Source organism: Dysgonomonas termitidis, assembly GCF_042654545.1.
Taxonomy (GTDB): Bacteria; Bacteroidota; Bacteroidia; order Bacteroidales; family Dysgonomonadaceae; genus Dysgonomonas; species Dysgonomonas termitidis.
In genome coordinates, this window is the sequence record NZ_JBHSGN010000122.1 from 9426 (window position 1) to 34347 (window position 24922).

Genomic DNA, 24922 nt, shown 5'->3' on the forward strand with positions numbered 1-24922 from the left:
GTATATAGAGAGCCGGTTAATACCGGCTCTCTCTTTATCCCTGAGGCATAAAATTACCACTCAGCATATTCATCGCTTCAGGGTTTACCTGTCCCTGTATCTCCTGCATCATTTCAGGAGAAAATCCCTGCATCTGCCCGTTCTCTGCCGATTGTTCAGCCGATTCTACGGACTGTAGCAATCTGTCTTTAAATGGCAGTGTTGAGTTTTCAAGCAGCATCTTTAATGTTATGGCTCCGCCTTTGAACATATCTAACAGGAATGTATCCATGACAGACCTGTACGCAGCAGTAGATGTGCTTTGAGCAAGTGATATATCCATCTCCGAGTTTTGGACGGTTTCAGGATTATAATATTTCGACTCTTTTGAATAATACACCCCGGCCGTATTAATGAACTTCCTGGAGTCATAATACTGCTGCAACACTTTCATTAGTTTTATATCCCTGTCTGTGCGCAATGAATTGAATGAGTTTATAAGGTGTACTACATTAGTGGCCGCATTCTGCGCCTCCTGTGCATAGAGGCTGGCAGCAGTACCAGCTTTTGGCTCCTCCCCTCTTGCAGCTCCGTGAACTCCTGATATGTCGTTCATAAATGACATCATCAGGTTTATCATTTCATAGGTACCTACATTGTTATTATCCGCCTTTATCTGGTGTATCGATTCGCTTATCTTAATACCGGTCTTAGGTTTCATAACAATAACGGAACCAACTTTTACATAGGATTCAGCTATAGATTCAGGAGATTGCCCATTCAGCGCATCTGCATCTATTATAAGCGTATTCTTTGCCCCTGAGCTTATGATAAAGTCCTGGAGTATATACATCCGGTTAAGCATCCTTTGCGGGTCTATAAGGTCTTCTACGAATGAATGAGGTTCACCGTCGAACGAAGAATAGAAATTAAATGTGTAAGGATGGCCTTTATGCCAGTATGGGGATTCTCCTTCCGATAACACATTTCCGTATGGAGTTAGAAATCTGTAATACCAGTATTGGTGTATAGCCCACTCATACTTTATCAGCAACACGTCATCTATATCCACGCCCTGGGCAGTCGCTTCATTTATGCGCCTTTCATTCTCCGCTTTTATTCCGGATTCTTTATTTATATCTACCCAGTATAAAGACCCCTCAGCTTCATCGATACATCGTAGCCTTTGTTTGCTCTCAAATCTCCAGCTTTCTATTACTCTGCATGTATAATCATCCTGCGGAATATAAAAATCAAGGTTATCGATTCTTTTAGTGGTCATGTTTCCATACGATGATGATATACGTGTATTTATACCGTGGTATAATCCCCGGATATAATCAGCATCCTGTTTATTCTTCGCAAATGCCCTTAATACGTCAGCTATCCTTAAATCATGTATTTCCCCGATATGCCTTAAATCCCATCCCCTGGGGTCTTCCATATCCGCGTTCCAGAACATACGCGCCGGATTATTTATAAGTACGATACCGTCAAGCATTCCATTGGACGGTACTATGTCATACTTAATCTTGTAAAATGCGCATGCTGAAATGGCGTATTCGAACAGGTTTATAGCATCCAGCTCGGAAGTCTTATTCAGTTGTTCGTTAGCTTGTAAGGCTATTGTCATCATTTCGCCTATTTTTACTTCATCGCTGTCACGTACCGTACACACAGGTTCCGTCTGATTCGTCCTGAACTGTCCGACAATAGAATTCAGGAACCTGCGTATCATATTGTTCTGTAACGGGGTTTTACCCTGCATCATAATAGCCTGGCGTTCGGTTATAAATCCTCCCGGTCTGTCAGGATTAGGAATTAGATCTTCCCACTGCTTGCCGTATACATAACGACCGCAACGTTTACGTTTATGCCTTAATTCCCTCAGATCATACCAGTAAGCGGCACATTCTTGCAGTATATCCTTGTTATCGGCATAGTGCACGCTGTTCAGTACTTCGGATGCTTTATCGGCTTTTATGCCAAGCTTTTTTTTGTTGAATATTTTATGATTCATCTGCGGTCTATATTTATTTCTTCAAATTCCTTAATTAATTCTTCCTTTAGCTCTTTAATATATTGTTCCTGTTCTTTCAGTTCCGGCCCTTTTAACTCTTTAAGCAATTTCTCCTCATTTTTTATGTCGTTTACATAATCTTTAAGATATGAATATTCTTCGATTTCAGGCTTATCTTTTATTATACCGTCAAAGCTGTCCGGATATTCTTTTTCATATTGTTTATATTTATAATCGGCCGCTTCAATCTTTTTCGATATATTATAGTATTTATTATTCAGGTAGCTGTTATTTTCTTCAATATCCGCTTCTGATATATAGAATGATCGCAGAGGAGTATTCCTTACCTTTACTTCTTTTTCGGGGTCTGCCGCCCTGTCTGCCGTATCGGCCAGTCGTGATGCGAAAGTGAACTGCCCCCCAAGGTACGCGTTAAACACGTGGTATACCTTATCTGGGTTATAGTCTATATGTCCCTGTTCTACATTATCCCCGCCGGTTATATCATTTATGGCTTTCGATAAATCAACCATCCATTCCGGGGTTTTATATTCGCCTTTTTTATTCGTAAGAGCCTGTTTGTGTCCTGGCGCGTTTTCGTTCGCATATTGGTTATAAATCCTATTTCCGGCAAAATCCTGATTTATCGCAAGTTCAAAGAAAGGACGAATGCGGTCAGGGGTTAATTTAACCAATGATTTTGCGCCTATATCTTCAATATTGCCAACATCACTTCCCAGCGGATTTACAGGGAATAGATCTACCAATCCAAGGATACTATTACCGGCTGCCGTCAAAGCATCTTGCCGTCCTTCACAAGCCATCATAAAATTATCACCCATGCGTGTAAATACGCGTAATTCATGGGGCAAGCTGTATTTTATAAATCCGCTGCCCGTATAGATGCAAAGATGATTCTGCCTATCCCAGTCGCTCAGGTTGTAGTATTCTTCCAGTCCGTCATCACCGCCTATAGCGTAAGCCAGTAAAGATGCCAGATATGAAAGGCTACCGAATACGGCTACAGCTGCTGTCATTCTCGCCTTATTCTTAACAGCTACGCCTGCCAGGTTATACGCCGCTTGCAAAGCCGGGTTCACAAACATGTAATATCTTCTAAGGAAATCATTACCCATTTGCCCTGATCCGGTCTGGTTAAAGTTAACAGTTACATTCTTCGCGTCAGATATAGCCCGGTAAACCGATCGGCCATTTTCTATACTTGTGACGTATACAGAAAAACGGGACAGATTTTCGGCTATTTTATTAATGGCATCGATACTATCCGGCACATATTTCATCAATTCCAAAAGATTTGGATATCCCCTGATTTCCCGCTTAATATCCTTTTCTATATTTCCCTGTATCTTATCCAGTTCCAATGCCTGCATATAACCGGTTTCTCCACCTTGGAGTATAAAATCAGACAAGTGGCGGTCATATTTATTCGACATATCCATTTTTCCACGGATAAACCGTTGTAGCGCCATGAATGAACCCGGTATATTTCCTTGGAATTCAAGTGCATATTTAGCTCCTTCTTTTACACCTAGTATCGTGCTGGAAAACAGATAGTCCCGTTCAAAGTTTGTTACAATGAAATTCGGATTACGTGAAGTTACATTTCGGGCCCTCCAGTTTTGGGCCTTTTCTGCTGCATCTGCCGTTTTGTGCAAAAACTTCAATACACGCCCGTATTGTTTAGTATTTGTTTTCCGCTTGTGTTCTATAGTATTTATGCCCTTTATAGCACGACTCACCGCAGGATTGGCATTAATATATACTGAATATTCCGTACCATTCACATATACCGGTATCGTATGCTGTTCTTTCTGTATTGGTGTTGTAAATAATCCCAGATCGAATTTTCCCTGATGCGCTTTGCCTTCTTTCGAAAGTTCATACATGCGTTTATTAAACGATTTGATATTATTCGCGTACACTTCCGGATCTTCGGAATATTCTGGTTCTGTGGCTTGATATACAGGTTCGCCATCTGCATTTACTCCGGTTTGCATATACCACGTTTTATCGCGTGTTATTAGCCCTGTTTTATCTTTTCCGGCTATCCTGTACCATGATTTATTCAGGTCATTCCAATTTGCGAATTTAATAGCGCTGCTTCCCATCTGGTTTATATAAGCGAACGGAGATTCACTTCTGGAAACCCGCCCATTAGCTCTCTTCACCGGATCGGACATATAAGTGCCCATAGATGGGGAATAGTCGTAAATATCCTCTGCTACTGTTTGGTCGTGTCCGCGGAGAGGTATATAGTACCTTTGTTGTTTCAGCCTGTCATACTCTTCTTTAGAGATCCTTCCCGATTCATACAATGTCTTCAATATATAATCGGTACTCTTCTTTTTTGTTTCCCAGAATTCATTTATAAGTTTATCGCCTGCTTTATTTTCAAATTCAGATATGAAAGCTTCTGCGCTTGTCCCGACCTCTTCCTCTACGGCTGCCACACCGGAATAGTCATTCGGTAGACGGCTTTCAAAATCAGCTATTTGCTTTTCAGTTGCTTTAGGATGTTGTTCCTTATATGTATCTATAGCCTCCCGCCTCTTCAGCGGATTGCGCTCCAAAGAGCCGAATTTAAGTATCGCGTAATTCTCGATATCCCGCAGGCTAAATCTTTTTTTCTCTATTTCGGCTATCTTAACTGACAATGGCTTCATGTATGTTTTATCGAATGCATCGTATTGAGCCTTAATTTTACTTCCCGTAGAGCTTACCCGCATATGATAATCATCGATATCATCTATCCTGGTACCGGCCTTACGTAATGTATCGAGAAATATCTTAGTAGGTAACCATCTGTCGAAGTACGCTTCCCTGAATTTATTAAAATCCCTTCTTAATTTTTTATCCAGTCTTTTTGCATCTTCTTTACTTATACCGGAATTTAAATCTTCCGCTATATCCTCTACCGCCTGAAACCTTATATCTTCACTCTCACTGCTGAAATCTCCTGTATTTTCGGTAGCAGATTTTATTTGATTAGGATCGAACACAACAGTTTCTTCCCTAAAATCACCATTAAAATACACACCGTCATAGCCCTCCGATTTTAGATTATCGGAAAATTCAATGGAAACATCCCTGTCATTCTTTTCTGATAATTCTAAATTTTCTTCATTCGTTGCATAATATGGCTCCCTTATATTAAGGAAGGCTTCTATACTATTATCCCCATAACCGTAGCTTTCGCTTTCATCTCCATAGAAATAGAATCCGTCACCCAGCCAACCTGCATCTGTATTTTGTCCGTTTCTGGTTGCGTCAAACTCGGTAAATATATTCGGGCTTCTATGATAGAATATCTTTGGTTCCCCGTTGTTGTCCAACATCTTACTTGCCTCTTCCGGATCATTCTCCCAATCACCAAACCAGTTTTTGAAGTTAGCGGTACGTACTTGCAGCCATTGCCTTTCATCCAGGTTAGTAGGCTTACCATTTGGGGCAAGCATAAATGTACCGTCATTAACCGAACTCTGCTTTATCTGCTCCATTTCGGATACTATCTGTCCCCTAGCGTCTCGCCGTACTTCCGATGGTATAGCATCTATTATATAAAGGTTCCCATCTTCACCTTCCATTACATTTTTAAGATGGATATCCTCTATAGTTACTTCCCCGTTACTGAAAGCATCAAGCCCGGAAGGATTCATCCCGAAGTTGTCTTTCATATAATTTTCAACTCTCTTTTGCTGGTCGGTAAGGGATTTAATGGAGGTAACCTGACTATTGAGCGACTTACCCTTAATATATGGCTGTTCCACAACAAAGGAAAATCCCTTATCGTTTTCAGTAAAGCCAACAATTTTATACGGAGTATCTTTAAATAGTTGGTTGAATAATAAAATACGGTTATTTAAAAAGTCAGCTGGAGTGTCGCTGTACTTGGAATAGTTAACTACCTTAGTTACCGTTTTGCCATCTTTATTAAGGTAAACATCCGCTTCTTTACCGGATGGCATTTTCTTTGCGGCATTGGATGCTATCTCTTTTTCATCCATCCATATGCCTTCCTGTTCAGCGTATTCTTTTAAGGATTTTTCCTGTTCGGATTTACCTGATTGTGGTCTTTGTACATTTCGTCTATCTGCCTGTCTATAGCTTCCCAGTCGGGCGGCGACTTGTGCATTTCTTCCACGGCCTTTTTCATTTTCTCCTGATGCTTCTGAATCTGCGGCCAGTATTTGCTTTTCGTTATATCGTACATTGCCGGTGCTATTAGTTTTCTCAAAGTTATCGCTTTTTTTCGAATCTACAATATTTTTACCCCCCAGCAATTCTTTTACAGCCTTGTCTGTAAAATCCTCCAGCGTCATATCCTCAACATTCACAGAGAACGAGAAACCGAAGGCTTTTTTAATAGAATTCCATACATCATTAAGATATGCTTTCACACGGGCATACAGAGATAAATCCTGCTGTTCTTTCCACACAGATTCTCCTTTGTTTCCAATAAACCTTGCGAGAGCTTCGTCTGCAATCCTGTCTATAGCTTCATCAGTAGGTTTATTAATAGAATCATTATTTTCTACCGAAAGACTTACCTGCCCCGCGCTTGTACCTTTTAATAGATGACGGTATGCGGGATCAGTAAATACCTCATTGAAATACCGGGATTCCTTTATAAGCTCCTTCCCCCTGGCCCATAATTCAGGATTATTTGCTTTAATAAAGCTGTTCCATAAATGCCCGAACTCATGTACAGGAGTATTTGCGTTCATCTTATCCGGATCGAGGTAAACACCTCCATCCTTAGTGACGAATCCGTAAATATCTCCCTGAGGGGTGGACATGAACCTTATCTTATCCACTATCTCGACAATGGCATCATCAAATACAACATAGTTAAAGCCTTTTTCCCCGTCAGATGGCCTGAATGTGCTTTGAGCCGGATATTGAATACCGTCAAAGCCTGCCCGAAGGAGAAATTTGGATGTATCCGCCTTGCTTTTAAAGATTCTGGTGTCCAGACCGTAATATACACTCTCTCCGGTTAAATTTTTGCTGAAATCCCTTGGGAATGTAGTATTGAATTCTTTTTCCAGTTGCCTGTCTATGATATTCATCTGTTCATCCGACAGAGGCTTATCCCACCGTATAAAGTTCAGGTCATCATCTACATTTACTTCATATAGGTTTGTCTTACCCTCAGGTAACAGCTTTCCTGTCTCCAGTATCTTTATTTCTTTTCTTACCCGCTTCTTGTCGCTCCAATCTTCCTGAAGTATTTTCCGGAGATATTTCAATGCCTCATCTACATCTCCGTTTGCAGATTCTAACGCTTCCTTTGCAAGTTGATTAATGGTAGCATTTTCTACATATTTTTCAGGTTTTAGGGTTTCAGCGTACCATTTGGCGATATCCTTGCGTTCCGTGAAATATAAACCCCAGCCGAAAGCCTGTACTCCTTCTCCCGTACCCATGAAACTTGTAGAAAAAGCCTTGAACGAATGCGGACTGCCATGCCATAGCCTCATGAACCGTTCTGCGCCTTCTTTACCAGCCAGGTTATCTAGATACTCACGCATCTTCACCTTATCCACAATCACATTCTTTGCAAGGCCTGTTTTCTTTAGCTTTTTTATCAGGTCATTGAACTTTTTAGCGGTAATCGTTTTGAAAGGAGATTGAGAAATATATTCCCTTGCGCTTGTATTTTCAAAGTTTTGGACTATATTTGTGGCAGAATCGAGGAGTTTTTTAACGTCAGCGGGGTTACTGCTGTTTAAATAGCTTCTCGATTTTATTTTTTCACCCAACCATTCATATAGTTTTTCCTTGTTTCCGTAATCCATCAATCCCTCGTTTATCCAATTAGCTATATTATTTGTTGTCCTTGGATGGATACTTCGAATACTATTGACTTCAAGTTTTCCCCTATTGCTATTTGTTTCTATTACTGCTACAAAGTTTTTACCACCTTGTTTTAGTTCTGTGAGTATTACATTACTTCCTATATGCGTAGCACTACGGAATACAGCCAATGGATTGTGTATAGCTCTGGGTAGGTCTTTAACCTCTGATAAATCGAACGGGTGGTTTTCCTGATTTGATTTATGTAACAATCTTGCGCTCGCCATTTCTATAGGCAAATCCGGTATTCCCGCGCTTTGCAATATAGAAGAAGGATTGCCCAGCGAATAAGTATGCCCTTTCGGCAATGTACCATCTATCTGCTGTTGTAATTGTTGATTAAAGGTATTGTTTACGGATTCAAGGGTATTGGAGGCCTGCATAGCTTTAATTCCTCCTTCTATCCCATCACGAATGAATATCTGATCTTTACGGGAAACATCTTCCGTTTCGGAGGCTAAGGTATTAAGGCGTTCTTCCTGAGTCATATTCATTCGGGATTGAACATTACGGGCCTCAACTTCTCCTCCCAACTTACGGTATTTGATAAACGAACTTGTATTATCCATATCATCAAACAACTGCCAACGATCCGCATAACCATATTTTTGAGCAAGCGAGTCAAGTTTTTTTCCATAAAAATTAATAGGAGCTAAAGACCTGTCCCCGTTAGACGTCTCTGATAATTGATTGAATAAGTCAATGGTGCGCCCACCCTTAAATTTAGTATTTGTTATAAATTCTATCGAGCGTAATATTTCAGGATAATCATCTTTAAATGTAGATGTATTGCCCCCTTCAGCAAATCCTTCTATATCCTGTATGGCATGTTGTATTTCATGTAACAATACATTCCTGAATCCTTCATCGATAGCATTGATATCGAACAGTTCACCAGATTGCATTTTTCCATCTTTATATGCAGGGATATATGCTGATAATTCAATTGTTTTGGTTGAAGAATTCCATGAACCTGCCTCTAACCGGGTATCGACTATTTTAACCTTAACATCTTTCAACTTAGGATAGGCTTCGAATAATGCTTTGTCAACCAAAGCCTCTTCTAATGGAATAGACTCACTTGTATCTAAATCTTTAAATGCTTGCGTAGTATGGCTGTCAGGTATCTCATACCTCCATTTGCCATCCGCACCACGCTCCCATCCGGTAGCAAGCTTGATTGCTTTAGTGTCCTTCTCTGCCGTTTCCATATCACGGGCAATATTAAGATTGTCAAGTCTCGTTGTGGCTTCTTCGTATTGATCCAGGTTAGCGGCTCCCTGCTCTCCGATGAACTGCATCCGTATATTACTTTCATCTATAGTGCTTCCGATATCTATCCCGCGTCTTTTGGCCTCTTTTTGCAATTCAGGCAATAACAGTTCTTCCGTCATAGCAGGAATGCCTGTTTTACCATCATTCGTGTTCGTGGGGGTATCCAAATTCTCCACATCAAAGGAATTTACTATATCGAAACTATCCATTTCTTTGGACAATGTTTCCATACCTGGAGCATACCTGGCACTTTCGTAGAACGATTTGAGATATGGGCGGACATTATCACCCAGGTCTTCTATCATCCGGTTTGCGAAGTCTGCAAACTTACGCGCTCCGGCTTCTATATGGTACATTGCCATTTGTGTACCGATGGTAAACAGTTCCGGATCAAAACCCATATTCAGATTGTTGAGCTTGTCCCGCATTCTTTTTCTTAATTCTTCGTATTGTTCGGAAGAGATAAGCGTATTAGATGCACCATAAGGAGAAGAGCCTTCTTGAGTCTCCGGTTGTTCGTTTACTGTTGACTGCTCACTGTTTACTGTTGGCTGATTTTGTATCTCCTTATACTCTGCAAACGGTTTGATACGCTTTGTATCGCTTTCTGCCCATTTACGGAATGTTTCCACATCTACTTCCGTGATATTGCCTAATCCCTGCCAGCCTTTTTCATAGTTGGATAAATATGCTTCCCTAGCTTCATCTATGGAATCGAAACCCAGCATTACCTTATGCTCATCAAAGCTGCTATCCTGAGTAACTTGGTCTATAACGAATACTTTATTGCTCTCAGGATTACCGCCCAAGAACACATCAATATGGTCACTATCTTTACCCTCAGTACCACGAATATAGCCGTAAGTATTATTCATCGTGACGCTCCATTTCTTACCGGTAGCATCTACACCACTACGGACAGAGCCTTTTGGCTGCTCTATGGAGATATCAAAGCCTTGTATAGTTACATGTCCTTTCTTATAGTTCCCGGCTTCTTTCTGGGCTTCAGTAGGGTTAGTATCTGTTTCAGCTTCAGCCTGTGCAATTTTATCTTCAATAGTTTTCGGAGTATCAGATACTTTACTATCTTTGTTGCCAGAAGATAGTCCGGTAGAGTTGGGAGAATTTACAGCTGTTTCAGATATGCGGTTCTCAGTGTCCATTACCGGACTATCAGATAATCCCTCATCAGAAGTATATTGCGGATAATTGGGATTCGCCAGAACTGACTTTTGTTGAGGGGTTATCATTTCACTCTCATACAAAACTTCTTCATTTCCGCTTATCCCCTTTTCCTTGTTAAATACTGTGGATATCGCATTTACATCAATATCTCTTCCAGCTTTTTTAACATCCACGCCCACAACGACAAATCCATTATCGGTATCTATAGTTGTATAAAGTCGGTAACCGTCTTTTTTATCCGTCTTTCGAGTAATAGCAAATGGATTTTTTATAGCTTCAGGCAATTGCTTCCATATTTCAGGAGTTAATGTATGGTCGGCATCTTTATTTATATGCCTGGATATTACACCGTACGACATCGTAAATTTATCGCCTGTAATACCTAGTCCTTTCATAAATTCAGGAGTTAGGGCTACATTAAAATGTTTTCTTTTCAATCCTTCCGCATCTCCCGCGAATATTTTATCAATAGCCTCATCAAACGACACTTCATTTTGTCCTAATTCCTTCGACCCCACATCATGTAATACATCTTCAACTGATTCTCCAGCAGTTCCGTTAGTTGAGGATGCTCCGGCAGGTTGTTCGCTTGTATCAATGTCGATGACAGACTGCTGAACGCTTCTATCAGTTCCTCCGGATCTTGTATCTTCTCCAGCCTGAACATCTGTTCCGCTACCTGTTTGCTGTCCTTTCTCCAGCTGTTCATCACTAACGCTACCTTCTGATTCATTTTCAGTATTATTTGATTTAACTTCGTATCTTTCCCTTATCACATTATCTATAGCCTCTTTCCGAATCTGCCATTCAGAAATGGCTTTGCGTGACGCTTTCTTTTTATTGATACTATCTGCACTGTCTAACTTCTTTTGTTCGGATTGTATCTTTTTCGCAATATTATCAGACACGGAGATAAGCTCCTTGTGCGTTTCTTCCGGACCTTCTTCATTCTCATACAGTGTAGCAAAATCGGCAGGGCTTTGTTCCAGGAGAGCATCATAATCTATCTCTCCGTTTTTCTGTTTAGGGGCGTTAGCTATGACTGCATTCAGATCAGGCTCAGACTGCGCTGATCTTTCTTTAAGTATATTCTCTATCTCCTGGGGATAATTTTGCTGAAATTGTATTTCTTCGGCATTCCATTGAGTATCACCATTTATAATATTATCCGCAATACTTGTTGCTGTTACCGCGCCGGTTTCTGACACATTGCTTTGTTTTGCCAGCGTATAACCCTCATTATTCGAGATTTCAGGTTGCAAATTATCAGTTTTTTGTTGTGCCTGTTGACTACTAACTGCCCCCTGATTTGTCAGTCCGATAATATTTTCAACAGGCACAACATTTCCGTCGATATCTATCATGCCCTGCGAACGTAAACCGTAAGCATCGTTGACAGTACCCTGTACCGTTTCGCCTCTCTCATTCCTGTATTCAACCAGTGAACCATTATCCACACCCTGTATATTATCCTCGTCTATGATTTGGCTTGGCTGTATGGCGATTTGCTGAATTCCTTGTGGTGTTTCTACCGAAAGCAGATAATTACCGGACTGATCCATTCCTGCTATTTCTCCGAATAAAGGAATATTATTTACATTCGCACGTACTGTCTCTCCCTGCTGGTATTCCCTTGTTTCGTCATTAGCGTCCTGAATATCTATTTGCTGCTGGACTATATTCCCGGCTTCTTTTATCAGATCCTCCGAACTTTCATCGGATAATACCTCAAGTATATCATTCTTGGAAATCGGCTTCCGTTTGCCATCGGAAGGGTCGCTATAGTAGAGTATATCCGGCGTTTCCTGGATATTCACCGTTCCATCCTCATTTAATACAATATTACTATCCCCAGTCAGGTTTATTTCTTCAGGATATAATTTTGTTCTTATGGTAATGACGCGGCCACTAGTCGTAGAATTATCCCTAACCATGTCGGATACAGTTTGTTTAGACTGATCTATACGGCCTTGCTTGGCTCCCTGATAAGCATCGTAAGTAAGGGAAGCTTTATACATGTTTATCGCCGCTGTCTTCTGTGCAGCACTATATGAATTATTATTAAGTATGTCATGTAAAGCCTGCTGTTTATTAATAATCGGAACATTGGACATAGTAAGCGTTGTTAGCGGAATACTCATGTCGCTAACTTCCTTGCCGGATAATTCAGGAAAATGAGAGTAATAGTTGGTTACGGATTTATCATATGACCTGCGAGCCCCGTACTTCATTATCTTGTCACCCCCAAAGCTTACCAGGCCCGCCCCACTTCCTATTGAAAGTGTTGTAAGGAATGTAATAAACTGTTGATTCGGGTCTGTCAGGTCAGACCATTTAGCCTGTCCGTCTTCGAAGAATGAATGTAGTATAGTAGCGATCTGTTCTTCTGTAAACTCGGATGGAATACCATTCCACCCTGACTTTTGCATGAAATCCGTTACCAGTTGTTTAAAAGGTGATCCCGCAATCTTTGTCCCGGCTTCGACCGCATTTCCGGATAATAATCTTTTCAGGGCCGATGTGCCTTGATTTATAGCTCCACCGGAAAACTCAGATACATTCTCTATTGTATTTGACGTGAATGCATTTAACAGGGCATTTGTAAAACCCATCTGTTCTGCATTACCCAGATAATAAGGTTTACCGTTCGCATCATAGCCGTATGTAACCTGCCCCGTCATATTGTCGAACATATCCCTGTAAGTATGAGGGTTTATCGCTGCTATTATAGAGCTTCTACCAACCGCGTCTGCTACATTAAGTCCTGCATTAGTTAGTTGGGCTCCAATCCGGGCCGTAGCTGCTTTTGTACCTTGCCTGACAGTATTGGCTGCTATGTTTTTTATCCCTGTTTGAGCTGCTGATTTAGCGCCTTGCGTTATACTTCCGGCAAGTCCACCGGTAATTGCAAAACCTGCCATAAATGGCATTGAACCCATAACTGAACTTGTAGCTTTTTGCGCCGTAGTCTGCCTGTCTCCCATGATATCCTGGTATGCCTGGTTGTTAGACATGGCAGACATGAGCAATCTATCTTCATCAGTAACCGTTCCGCTTTCTATCCGCTTCTGCAACTGATTTACGGCAAACCAGTCATTCATGGAGTTGGCAGCCTGAAAGGCTCCCAGGGTAGTAATATCCATTCCCATTTCTCCGCCTCCGCGTACAGTTTCCCCGAATATCTGGTTTAATATGCTTGTATCCCCTTCCTTAATTGCCTTCATGAGATTCTTTTGCTCATTGATCTGTCTCCTCACAGTACTAAGGGTAATCTGTTCATCGGTCACACCCTGCCCCGATGACTGAGTTGCCCCTCCTAGCATCTTGTTTCCAAATATCTCCTGCCATGAAGGAGTATTCTTTTCTTCGAGCTCCTTTAATTTAAGTTCATTCTCTTTAATGCTGTTCTCAAGAGACTGGATGTAATCTTTTTCCTGTTTTGCTATATCCTGTCCGAATTTTGTATTGGCGATGAAATCCCTGATAAGTTCTGATTGTTCGGGGGTATTTTCATTTACAGTTCTATGATACATACCACCACCCATTATACTTGGATTGTACATGGGTATCTGCCTTTCTACCATATTAGATTTCAACCACCGTCTAGCCGCTAACGGCAAATCCTTATCCTCTATCGAACTGTCCGATACACGATAATTCGTATTGAAATAGTCTTTCATTGCCTGTTTTTGTTCAGGCGTATAATCCGGATTATCTTGTGTTGAACGTAACCAGTCTTTCCGTTGATTATATATATCATACTCAAGGTTGAATCTTTGCTCAGGTGAAAATCCGGCAAAAGGATCGCTTTTTTGTTCAGGCTGTGCAAATTGAATTCCTTGTGCTGTAGCTCCCCCGATAGCCCCGCCCATTATACCCGCATAATCCTGAGGAACATTGTCGTCAGGCTGTTGCACAGGAGTTTTTTCGACCGGAGTATCAGTTTGCTTTTGAATATTCGATTGTCGCGGGGTTGAGTTAGCTGATATTGCCGCTGAAGCTCCAGCCATGCCGGCGGCATATCTATTTTTATCATATTCGGATATTTCTTCCTGTGTAGTTTGCCTGCTACCGGGATATTTAGACATAAATTCACGCTCACGTCCACTAGGTACTTTTTTATATGCACCCTCATTATTTATATATACATTAAAATCAGGCATAATAAATCTAATTTAATAGTCCTCAAAATCCTCTTCGTAAGTATCACCTGCATCAGCAACTTGCATACCGGCCATTTGCCTTACAGTGTTCATAGCAGCAGGACTACTATTGATAAATTGTTTTACAATCTCATCTAGAACATTCCCCTTTATCTTTCCACGTTTGATACTATTTGCCATCATTCTATAGTCCGGATCAGATTCTATTACAGGTAATATATCTGCCATTAATTGTTTAGAGCTGCCTTTCCATGCGCTTTCCGGCACACTTATAATATTTCCGGTAGACTGATCCAATATATCAACTGTTTTACCTTTACTCTTAGGATTAGCTATATCATTTTTTACTTTACTCTCATACGCATTAGCTCTCTGCCTGTTCGTCCGGGCATTCATTCCGGATACATCTTCCATTGCCTTATTGTGTCTTGCACGCTCCTCACGGTCTAGCTTTTGAGCTTCCAGTTTCGCGGCTCCTTCCGCTGCTTTACGGGCTTCCTCTTTATCCTTCCCGGCAATTATCCTATCTTTATAGGCCAAATCATAGGCCGTTTTTATGGCCGCCTGCTTTTGTTTTTGCAGGTTAAGATCATATTCATACCGGGATTTCTGCATATTAGATCGTAAAGTTTCACGGTTCAGCCGGTTCTTATAGTTTTCCATCATAAATTGCGCTACGCGTTCGGGCCTTTTATCAGCTGCCTGCCTGTACAGGTTCGTCATATTTTCAACAAAAGCATTATATTTCCCTGTAGCCGGCTCCCTTTTTTCTACATTAGCTCCACCCTTTGCCCCGATAAAATCGCTAACAAGGAAAGCGATATCGGCTAGAGCGGGAATATATGAAAGCGATCGTGCTTTATCCGAATCTGCTTTCTTCTTCGCGACATCCTCGTTTATCATGTCGATCATGGAGGACAGATCAGGGGCTTTACCAAACTTAGCGTTCAGCTCATCATCGCTTACGTTATACGAATCAAATGTTTTTGTCGATGTCGGAAGAAGGGTTTCTGCATATTTGCCGGCAGCATCTGTTAGCGACACATCCCCGGTATTTGGTAACAAATTGTTATTATCTGTAGATACAGTACCCGCACTTTGAGGCTTATTTTGTGATAAATCGAAAGCCGAAGCAGGCACAGAAGACACAGGGGGCGTTACTGCTTGCTCGCTATCCTGTGTAGGAACTACAGGCTTAGGCTTGTTATCATTATTTGTCAGCCTTTCCTTAACAATATCGTTAAGTGTACCTAAATTGAAAGCCATATTAGTTTCCTCTTAATTTTAAAATATCATCCGGATTTGTCGCATCACCAAAGCTTTTAAGATCGAAAGGCTTAGGAGCTACAGATGTTTTGGTAGACGGATTAGATATTAGCTGGCCAGCCAGCCCCATAGCACTATTAGCACCTGTATTAATAGCATTAGATGTCATATTCCCGTACTGATTCACCTGGTTTTGCTTCGCTCCCATCCGCATACCGAATATATTACGCTTATTGGCTTCATACCTGTCCTGTATCCTGTCTCTAGCAGCGGAACCCTGAGCAGCTATTTTGCTTATCAGGTCACTATATGCTCCGAGATGGGTCTTCCGGTTAGCCGCTACAGCTTCCGGGGTTGCACCGGTAACGGCAGCTGTCTTAGTATCTATCTTAGCCCTGTCTTTCAGATAATCATGGGCTTTTTGAAGAGCAGCAGCATTTTCTGTACGGTCGAGCTGATTTTTGTAGAACTCGTTTCTGTACACATCTTCATTACGCTGGTCTTCTGCGTCGATCATGCGCTGTTGTTTCTTCTTTGCGTTAGCGCCGCCTATTGCGCCGCCTATTGCGCTTGCCGCGCTTATTATAAGCGGTATAGCCATTAAAGGGAATGCCATATTTATATTATTTAAAGTATTACTTCATAAAAGTAAAGTAAGACTTTATATATTAAAGTGTTCATATATTATTTTATGGGCAATTAATTATTATTTTTACAGAAAAATATTACAAGGTATGGCATATACAAAAACAGATAAGCTTAAGGCTGTAAGATGGTACAGGGATAACGGGAAAAATCAGAGAAAAACATGCGATAAATTTAAAATAGATCCTTCAACTTTTCGCGGCTGGCTAAAATTATACAAGGATGTATTGGAGGCTAACCAGGAAAATTCTACAGCTATAGCACGTATAGAACACATGCGGGCAAACAATATTATCCATTTTGAGGAGAAGCAAACATATTTAGCAGAGCAAGTCTGCGAACTAGCTTATAACAGATTAATAGAACTTATTCCACAGGAAAAGAATATATATAATCTCGTGACTATTATAGAAAAACTAAATCCTGTAAAATTACAGGAACTAAATAAGGGCAATAAGGTCGATTCCGCACATACCCAACTGGACGATATACTCGAATCATATAATAAAAAATGGCGTGAATCCCGGCAGATAATAGATATAGAGAGCGAAGAGGTGAAAGGGTAAAAAGAAAAAGGCCACCCTAAAGCAGCCTCTAACTAATAACTATAACACTATGAAACAATACAAAGATAGCGATCTAATATTTAGGCCGCCTGTATTCTATAACTGATTTTATCTTCCCTTTGTATTTTTCTTATTGAATTACCGTCTAAGTAATTTGGGTAGATACTCCAATGCTAGTGGATCTTTATCTTTGAAATATTTATGAGCATGCTTGGGAATCCATTCTTCGTTTATAAATCGAATAAATATGGGTAAGGCATCTATATGGTACATATTGGCATCTGCCTCCCGTCCATCAGGGAATGAATGCCTGTAAGTTTTATGAGTATTGAAAAACTCGGAATTATACCTTTTTAAGAAAGCGGCGAATGTACGGCCTACGCTAATATCAGGCATCATTTGGGTGCCATGTTCTCCTTTGTCGGGTATAGAGTAGCCAACTTTCTCCAGTTCCATATATAAGCGGGCATACATTTCGGATATAACCGAAAAATGGTCTTTAGGCAATTTGTGATAATTGTCTTTATACCGTTCAATGAAATTAGGTAGTGCTGCCCGGTCTATTTTTCCGTAGTACCCTTTCTTATGGATAGAAGGCACAACCTCGTCAAATAACCATGTTTCAAACTTTTCGGCAGAAGGTAATTTTGAACTCACAATAAGACGATAAACATTACCTTCCGCAATGAATTTCATATTTGTACCACCAACCCCATTCGGATGAGGGATATAACAATTCGTTATATCGCCTGATTTACAATGATCTATAATGGCTTTCGCCGGATTTTCATAGCCAAGCATCTTAGCCACATCAGAAGCGCAGAAAAGTATTTTACCCTCCGGCGTCTCAATAGTCCTGACTTCGTTAAATAAATGCTATTCTTCTGATTCATACTTAAATACTTGCAAAGACATATTGATATTAAATCGATTGTCTTTACCTGATAATTCCTGTTTTGCCATACTGGTATAATTATAGATTTAACATTTACCCAAAAGTATTAAAAAGAAATCTAATCACATTAAATTAGGACTCAAATTATTTACAGCCTATTTAAGCTGTGTTTTGTTAATACAAATAAATTAGGCTGTATTATATTATAGACTTCCATTCGGTGACTATAAAATTAGTATTTACATCAAATATTACTTTATTAAACTCTCTGAATACATCTTTATTGATATAAGCTGTATCGAATATTTCTTTGCCTATTACTTGTCCAACTTTATAATATCCTTTAATTAAATATTTCTCATCAAGATTTCTGTATGTCGGTATGGGCAGTTCCTCTTCTACCTTTCTCCATCTGTTTAGGTGGAAGATGAAGTTTGCGCCAGCTTTGAATGACTCTCTTGCTTGAATTGAACAAGCTGTTGAAGCTTCCCAACAAAACAATTTATCATTTTCGTTTGAGCATCCGCAAATATATTCCTGTGATGCGATGTAATCGGTTTCATCTTTATGTTCATTACTCGCTTCCTCTATAAGTTTATCTATTTCTGTCATGGGTTAGTCTGTTTTAGTAAATTATCTTCCAACGTTTTACATTAGATTTATCAATAGTTAGTGTTCCTTTGGGAAAATATCCATCTTTAGGCCAATTAGGAATTTCATTATACCTCACATATTCAGGTCTATTAACTTGAACTTTTGTTTTATCAGAATGAAATACACCTTTTAATTGCCCTTTAAAAACTTCAGGTATATCAACATCGAATAAAAGCAATCCACATTTAGGTATTTCTTCGGATATATCGTTCCAAAGAAACTCTTTATACAATTCGTCCATTCTCCTTGAAACTGAATGTTCGATAACGTACCCCCTTCCGGCTATTAATCCGTCATCTTCCCTGAATAGGGTTGTTGAATAGATAAACTGCTCGTTCTTGGCAAGATTATAAACCTTCTTCTTATCCCAACCAAACGCCTCTTTGAATATCCTACTCGGTGTACCAAATTTACGAGCATCATATAGTATAACTACAAGTGCGAATATATCTTGATCCGTGAGATTAGATATATAAATCTCTGCGCTATATATCCAGGAGAACTTATATTCTTTGTAATCGTAATTATCCTTGATATTTGAGTCATCGTATATCCTTCTCTTTAGTTCAAAAAAGCGTGTAGCCTCTTTAACTTGTTCTGTCGTTAATTCTGCTTTCATACCTCTATCTTTAAATCGTTTCCTGTTAGTGACTTGAATAATCTCTGAGCCTGATGCACATAATCAATGAAATTAAGATGCACGGTATTTACACCATCAGATATAAATTCACCTATTTGTTCTATTTCGGGATACCAATGCGTACCAATCCTCATTAAGATTAGATGTGTAGATGGATCGTTTAGCATTATGGCAACCTTATTTTCTCCTAATCTCTTCGCCCCTGCCTTCAACAGTATATCTTCTGTTAGTGGGATAGGATAAGCATCTTTTATTTTTAAAATCTGCTTACTATCTATAGGTGTACAGTAGATAGTATCTTTATAAATACCTATAACCTGAACCTCATGATATGCATATGTTTCATTATTAGGTTCGGGATTATAATATTTTCGAAATATTCTATTCCCTATCATCAAATCGCTTGCTTTTATTTCTTCCATGTCCATTAATTTAATATTCATTATCTTCATCACATACACAATTAAACCAGTCTAAAGCACCGCAAGCATCACAATAGAGAACACCCCGATGTGCTTCCTCATGTATTTTATATTCCAATTCTTCATCAACTACAATTGGCACATAGAAATCGCACATTTCGTTTCGCTCAAAATACTCCTTTGTCGTTTTATAGTGAATCTTAACACATGAGCAACCGCTACAATCAACAGGCGGTTCGTCATTCCAACATCTACATATGTATTTTTCTTCCATGTTATTTGAGTTTAATCTTCTATTGTTATGGTAATCCCGAATAAGCAAGTTAAATATTTAGCCCCCATAGAAGCAACGTAATATCCTATTTGCTTTTCGCTTTCAAAATCTCGTTTAGTAGCATAACCGATGCTAACTAGATACTCCCAATCTTCATCAATTTTAGATGTGACGAATCGGTTTCTATATGCATCGTATCGACTTTTCTTTAACTTTTCATTTCCTAATCCGATAGCATGTCGCATTATTTCTATTTGGCGTAATGATAATTTAGGTTCTTTCATCTGTTTATCTGTTAATCAATTATAATTAAATCAACAATATATGTTTCTATGATGTTATATTTGTGCAACTGTGAGACATATATCATATATTGTAGAGAGGGGTTTGGTAGCGCAATCACCCCTCTCGCCTATTATAGACGTTTATTTGTTATTGGTGTGTGGAATTTCTTTTCCACTTTAATATATAAAACTCATATTTACGTTTAATTACATTATCGAACGTACACAAACTAGATCCATCAGGGAACATCGCAAAAAGCTTAAATTCATAACTCAAAATCCGGAAGGAATAAGAGTTGAAAGACCGCCATTTCTCACGAGTAAATTTCATTTCTCTTTTGCTTTAATTATTTAAAATGTTCTTTTAGTTCGGCGAGGGTGGCTTTATGAAAGCCTGCTGATCCTATTACGAAATCCTCACCTTTGTATTTTACTGTGATTCCGCAAAACTCTCTTGATTTACATAAATACATTTCTTTTACATCGGGTATTAGTTTATTCGAAGTCAGTTTTAAACCACTGCATATAATCGCTATCTTCTCTCATAGCTGTTACTGCTTGAAATAAACAGTCGTTGCCGATGCAGTTAATTATATCAGGCTTTAGCATATCTGTATCTTTCCATGAAATAAGATAAAAACTTATTTTTGATTTGGTATCCGTGTATGTGGCGATCATGTCTCCTCGTTCATGGCTAAATGGGTGCTTTTTCATACCTACCTTTTCGCGATGCTCTCTATTCTCAGGCGTGTTATTCCCAATACAACTGTAAATAAAACTCATAACTATTCTTTGTTTAAATAATTTCTTATCACTTTAATCCTAGATTTCATATATTCATCCCACGATGGAGAATTATCATCAGGTTGTTCACAGCATCCGTACATTGATTCTATATCGGACATCATATCCTCAATAGCTTGCTTTACATTTTTGGGTATTTTCATCTTATTCCTTGTTTAGTTCGTTGATAAGAGCATCGGCGCATTTCACGGCGAATGATGAAGCTTTTATTGCATCACTCACTTCTGGGTCTGCTAATATCCCTTGCATAGCCATAGCAGCGAATAGTTCTCGCTTGGTGAGACCCGTTGTGTGTATTTCCGTACCTTGTACGATAGGGAAAACTCTCCCTGATCCATCTACTGTTGATTCCATAATCTTCTATTCTTTATTTTAGTAATGAGGGGTTAATTACCTCAGTGACGGCGGTGTGTACTCCGATATTTATCATTTATAGCTTTTATCTCATCATATATTGAGACAGGCACAATAATTCTCCCATTAGGTGTTATAAGACCTTCTTTTTTGTAGAATCGTGTAAGATGGAAAGATACATACAATTTATTTGTACTGTTTACTTTCAATCCATATAGAATAAAAGCAGCATCCATTAAATCTTTAAATTCTACTCTCATGTCACGACACGCTCGATCTTCACCTTTGAATAGGAAAAGTTCTTTCATTACATCAAAACCGTTAATGCTGTCATATACATCAATAGTTTCTTTATCTACTTTATCTTTGTTTTCTATCTTTCTCATTCTATTAAGGTTTTGGCTTTATCTATTAATACTTTTCTTTCGGCTGATCTAATATTATATTCAAGATCAGTCTTTGCTTTTTCCATATCACAAGTACATTCTACAATCTCTCTCAACGCCTCTTTGCAGGCTGTTAATTGAGATGAGAGAGCTTCTATATCCTCATTTTTGATATTCAAGACCAATTCCATACATGTGATGATTTTATGTTGCTCAACTTTAAGCAATCGTACCGAAGTTTCAATCATGTCCCTTACATTTTCAGATAATACGTTTGCAGGATTACTGATTATGTTTTCTAAATTTTCAATAGCTAAGTTGTAGCCTTCTTGTTTCTTTTCCATAACCTATTCTTTAATTTTGATTAAATCATTTCTTATGAATTTTACCCTGAGGACGTCCCATACAGCCTGACAATTAGGTACAGCATGCCTGTCAAATCCATCAATGGAAACGTTAATCATAAGTTTTTCGAGAACTTCTTTTTCTATTGGTAGCTGGCCTTCGGAGTCGTGATACCCTACTTTTAATTCTGTATAGATTCCGGCCATTTCTTTGCTCAGGCAATAACCGGCATTATCAGGACGCCAGAGAGTAAGGTAACGGTCTGTTTTTGCCGTATGCTTTAGGCTTATTATGTAATATTCCTTTTTCATTTTTCTTTCTCTATTAAATATACTTTCATAAATTATTCGTTTTAAAATGGCATTTCGTCTGATTCTGAACTTTGCACCTTCGGAGTAGGAAATTGAGAGCTTTGATAAGATGCCGTATTATAATCGAAGAATTGAGCCATACCCTCACTGTGTTTATATTTCACAGTCCCTGTAGCTCCATTTCGATGTTTTGCAACTATAAGCTCTCCGTAATTAGATTCTTCCATGCCATTCTCATCCGTAACTTTCATATCATAATACTCTGGCCGGTGATTGAATATTACGATATCAGCATCTTGCTCTATTGCTCCGGATTCACGCAAATCAGATAACAATGGTTTTTTATCAGCCCTGGATTCATTACCACGATTCAACTGAGATAGAAGGATAAAAGGTACTTCGAGCTCTTTTGCTATCTTTTTAGCTGTACGTGACATCTTAGCAACCTCTTGTTCACGGCTTCCGCTTTCTTCATCATTTTCCGCAAGCTGAAGGTAGTCGCCGATAATTAAACCGAGCTTACCTTGCTTTTTCAAAACCCTACATTTCGCCCGGATATAGCCCATAGATGCACAAGGATTATCATCAACATAAATAGGCAAACTCCATAATGCTCCTATCGCTTTCTCTATCAAGTCCACTTCTCCATTAGTCATGTAACCTGACTTGAAGTTTTCAGGATCAACTTTCGCCTCTGACAGAATTAAACGATTAGCCAAACTCACATCCGACATTTCCAAAGAGAAGAAAGCGACCGGATAACCTTGCCTTGCAGCTGCTTTAGCATGCCATAAGGCAACTGCAGTCTTACCCATCCCCGGACGTCCGGCTTCAATAATCAAATCTCCTTTTTGCCATCCGTTGGTTTTCCGGTTTAAGTCCGCAAACCCTGTATCAATACCTGACCTGATATTCTTCCGTGCCAGTTCGATTCTCGAATACATCTCATCCGTTGCCTTTTTTAGAGAAACAGAGAGATGTGATCCTGTCATTTTACCGACTAATGACTCCTGAAGTTCTTCCAGATTCTTTCCTGATGTGAAAAGAATATCAGATATATCTTCATTCTCATTTATTTTGTTGATAATAGATCTGGCTTCTGTTATCGTTACACGCTCTATTGCTTTTTGTTTTATGATATTTGCATGAAAAACAATATGTGCAGATGAGCCTACCTTTTCCGTTAGTCCTGCGATATAGACCGGCCCCCCGATTTCAGCTAACTTGTTACCGGATTTAAGTTTTTCTGTAACAGTAAGCATATCTACAGGGCGACTTTCACCATTCAAAATTCTAATTGCCTGATATATCAGTTTATTCGATTCCACATAAAAATCATCCGGCTTTAGAATATCCTCGATAGATTGATAAGCTTCTTTTTCTATCAAAATGGCACCAAGAACGGCTTCTTCCAATTCGACTGCTTGAGGCGAGATAAAACTATCACATAGGTCATTGACGGGCTTAGTCTTCTGGTATGATGTAAACTTGCTTTTCATTTTCTTTAGCTTTTAGCTTGACTATTGTAGCAACTGTAAGATTCTTATATTCGAACGTATCTATACACTTATTCACCGTGTCGGTTATTTCCTGCTCTGTAAATTCAAGTTCTTCAATTCTTTCGAGTAATATTTTGAAGAATTCCATGGGTTGCTGCGGAAAAGCCTTGCTTAATCTAAGTATTTGATTGGCTATGTAATTACTACTTGCTTTCATATTATTTATCTAATAGTTTATTAATAAATTCATCATCATCTAAAGAATTTCCATTAGTACGGTTATCAAAATTACCTGTTAGGATCTTTTCGAAATTAGTTGGTCTTATTATCCAATCGAATGTTGCACGCCAGTTTCTTTTATTATCTCCTTTCAAAAAATTACTTTTAGCAGATGATAATATGACGCTAAAGAATACATCTTTGCCATGCTCCTTAATTCGTGCGCGCATCATTCCCTTTCGAGATTCAGATAAAGGATACCTAAGTTCTCCAAATACACCTTTTGTCTTATCATTGAACCATTCTATAAACTTTTGATAATCGATATTTTCAGCGTGGGGCTTTTCAGTCCCACTTAGAGGTAATTCGTTAGAATTATCTCTATAATTAGAATCTTTAGATTCTTTTACTTTACTATACTCTACTTTACTCTCCTCTGTTGGTTTTTCTTTCAACGGTCGTTGAACGGTCGTTGAACTACCGTTGTTCTTTGCTCGTTTTTCTGCTGATTTTTTCCCAGCTAAACTCCTTTGTTCTCTAATGTTTTCTAGAGGGTTCATCCTATCATTAAAACTTTCCGAATAAAAGAATTCGCCATCATCAGTAAACTTAAACAGTCCGAAATTCTCAACGATGCTTTTAACTAGTTCAGCACTTACATGTAAATCAAAGGCTATTAGATTATAATCTTTGGCACACATGTAATTAGAACTTTCAAGTATCCTTTCCAGGATTGCGAAATACACTCCATACCCTTCCATCTTATGCCTCATTCGCACGGCGATAATTCTATCATCATTACGAGCATTGCCGTCATGTGGAAAGTAAAATGTTTTCTTTGCCATATTTATTTAAATTC

General features: G+C 39.1%; 19 protein-coding genes. 1 reads left to right on the top strand and 18 read right to left on the bottom strand.

Going from position 1 to position 24922, the window contains the following annotated elements:
• Positions 1 to 34: 34 nt before the first annotated feature.
• Genes ACFO6W_RS21030 through ACFO6W_RS21045 form a run of 4 tightly spaced genes read right to left on the bottom strand, consistent with a single transcriptional unit; the run spans position 35 to position 16381 of the window.
• Positions 35 to 1999 carry a portal protein gene (locus ACFO6W_RS21030; RefSeq protein WP_380000135.1) on the bottom strand — a complete coding sequence of 655 codons (1965 nt, stop codon included), beginning with the start codon at positions 1997 to 1999 and terminating at the stop codon, positions 35 to 37.
• Positions 1996 to 14499, bottom strand: coding sequence for a MuF-C-terminal domain-containing protein (locus tag ACFO6W_RS21035; protein ID WP_380000137.1), 12504 nt, complete (start codon positions 14497 to 14499; stop codon positions 1996 to 1998). The genes ACFO6W_RS21030 and ACFO6W_RS21035 overlap by 4 nt, the downstream gene beginning before the upstream one ends.
• 12 nt (positions 14500 to 14511) lie before the next feature.
• Positions 14512 to 15765 (bottom strand): hypothetical protein, encoded by a 1254-nt coding sequence (locus ACFO6W_RS21040; protein ID WP_380000140.1) that lies wholly within the window; start codon positions 15763 to 15765, stop codon positions 14512 to 14514.
• A gap of 1 nt (position 15766) precedes the next feature.
• Entirely contained in the window at positions 15767 to 16381 is a 615-nt protein-coding gene (locus ACFO6W_RS21045; RefSeq protein WP_380000143.1) for a virion core protein, T7 gp14 family, read from the bottom strand.
• Positions 16382 to 16499: 118 nt separating this feature from the next.
• Here ACFO6W_RS21045 and ACFO6W_RS21050 point away from each other — a divergent pair, with 118 nt between their 5' ends.
• A complete protein-coding gene (locus tag ACFO6W_RS21050) occupies positions 16500 to 16976 on the top strand; it encodes a helix-turn-helix domain-containing protein (protein WP_380000145.1) in 477 nt (158 codons plus the stop codon).
• 138 nt (positions 16977 to 17114) lie between these two features.
• On the opposite strand, the gene ACFO6W_RS21055 is transcribed toward ACFO6W_RS21050, so the two are convergent.
• The 14 genes from ACFO6W_RS21055 to ACFO6W_RS21120 form a co-directional block, all read right to left on the bottom strand.
• Positions 17115 to 17828: a BRO-N domain-containing protein gene (locus ACFO6W_RS21055; RefSeq protein ID WP_380000194.1), complete on the bottom strand. Its 714-nt coding sequence runs from the start codon at positions 17826 to 17828 to the stop codon at positions 17115 to 17117.
• A 241-nt stretch (positions 17829 to 18069) separates the two neighbouring features.
• Positions 18070 to 18483: a hypothetical protein gene (locus ACFO6W_RS21060; protein ID WP_380000147.1), complete on the bottom strand. Its 414-nt coding sequence runs from the start codon at positions 18481 to 18483 to the stop codon at positions 18070 to 18072.
• A gap of 13 nt (positions 18484 to 18496) precedes the next feature.
• A complete protein-coding gene (locus ACFO6W_RS21065; RefSeq protein ID WP_380000149.1) occupies positions 18497 to 19144 on the bottom strand; it encodes a hypothetical protein in 648 nt (215 codons plus the stop codon).
• A complete protein-coding gene (locus ACFO6W_RS21070) occupies positions 19141 to 19587 on the bottom strand; it encodes a hypothetical protein (RefSeq protein WP_380000151.1) in 447 nt (148 codons plus the stop codon). The genes ACFO6W_RS21065 and ACFO6W_RS21070 overlap by 4 nt, the downstream gene beginning before the upstream one ends.
• A 10-nt stretch (positions 19588 to 19597) precedes the next feature.
• Entirely contained in the window at positions 19598 to 19861 is a 264-nt protein-coding gene (locus ACFO6W_RS21075; protein ID WP_380000154.1) for a hypothetical protein, read from the bottom strand.
• An 11-nt stretch (positions 19862 to 19872) separates the two neighbouring features.
• Positions 19873 to 20145 (bottom strand): hypothetical protein, encoded by a 273-nt coding sequence (locus ACFO6W_RS21080; RefSeq protein WP_380000156.1) that lies wholly within the window; start codon positions 20143 to 20145, stop codon positions 19873 to 19875.
• A 495-nt stretch (positions 20146 to 20640) separates the two neighbouring features.
• Positions 20641 to 20859, bottom strand: a complete 219-nt coding sequence (locus tag ACFO6W_RS21085; RefSeq protein WP_380000158.1) for a hypothetical protein — start codon at positions 20857 to 20859, stop codon at positions 20641 to 20643.
• A gap of 234 nt (positions 20860 to 21093) precedes the next feature.
• Positions 21094 to 21303, bottom strand: coding sequence for a hypothetical protein (locus ACFO6W_RS21090; RefSeq protein WP_380000162.1), 210 nt, complete (start codon positions 21301 to 21303; stop codon positions 21094 to 21096).
• Between the two features lie 41 nt (positions 21304 to 21344).
• Entirely contained in the window at positions 21345 to 21689 is a 345-nt protein-coding gene (locus ACFO6W_RS21095) for a hypothetical protein (protein WP_380000164.1), read from the bottom strand.
• Positions 21686 to 22033, bottom strand: a complete 348-nt coding sequence (locus ACFO6W_RS21100; protein WP_380000166.1) for a hypothetical protein — start codon at positions 22031 to 22033, stop codon at positions 21686 to 21688. The genes ACFO6W_RS21095 and ACFO6W_RS21100 overlap by 4 nt, the downstream gene beginning before the upstream one ends.
• Before the next feature lie 3 nt (positions 22034 to 22036).
• On the bottom strand, positions 22037 to 22345 hold the full coding sequence (locus tag ACFO6W_RS21105; RefSeq protein ID WP_380000168.1) for a hypothetical protein: 309 nt from the start codon (positions 22343 to 22345) through the stop codon (positions 22037 to 22039).
• Between the two features lie 41 nt (positions 22346 to 22386).
• The gene (dnaB, locus tag ACFO6W_RS21110; protein ID WP_380000170.1) at positions 22387 to 23844 is read right to left on the bottom strand and encodes a replicative DNA helicase; all 1458 of its coding nucleotides are present in this window, start codon (positions 23842 to 23844) and stop codon (positions 22387 to 22389) included.
• Positions 23810 to 24061 carry a hypothetical protein gene (locus ACFO6W_RS21115; protein ID WP_380000172.1) on the bottom strand — a complete coding sequence of 84 codons (252 nt, stop codon included), beginning with the start codon at positions 24059 to 24061 and terminating at the stop codon, positions 23810 to 23812. Before ACFO6W_RS21115 ends, dnaB begins: the two co-directional genes overlap by 35 nt.
• Position 24062: 1 nt before the next feature.
• Complete coding sequence (locus tag ACFO6W_RS21120) at positions 24063 to 24908, bottom strand: Lin1244/Lin1753 domain-containing protein (RefSeq protein WP_380000174.1); 846 nt, start codon at positions 24906 to 24908, stop codon at positions 24063 to 24065.
• Positions 24909 to 24922 lie beyond the last annotated feature (14 nt).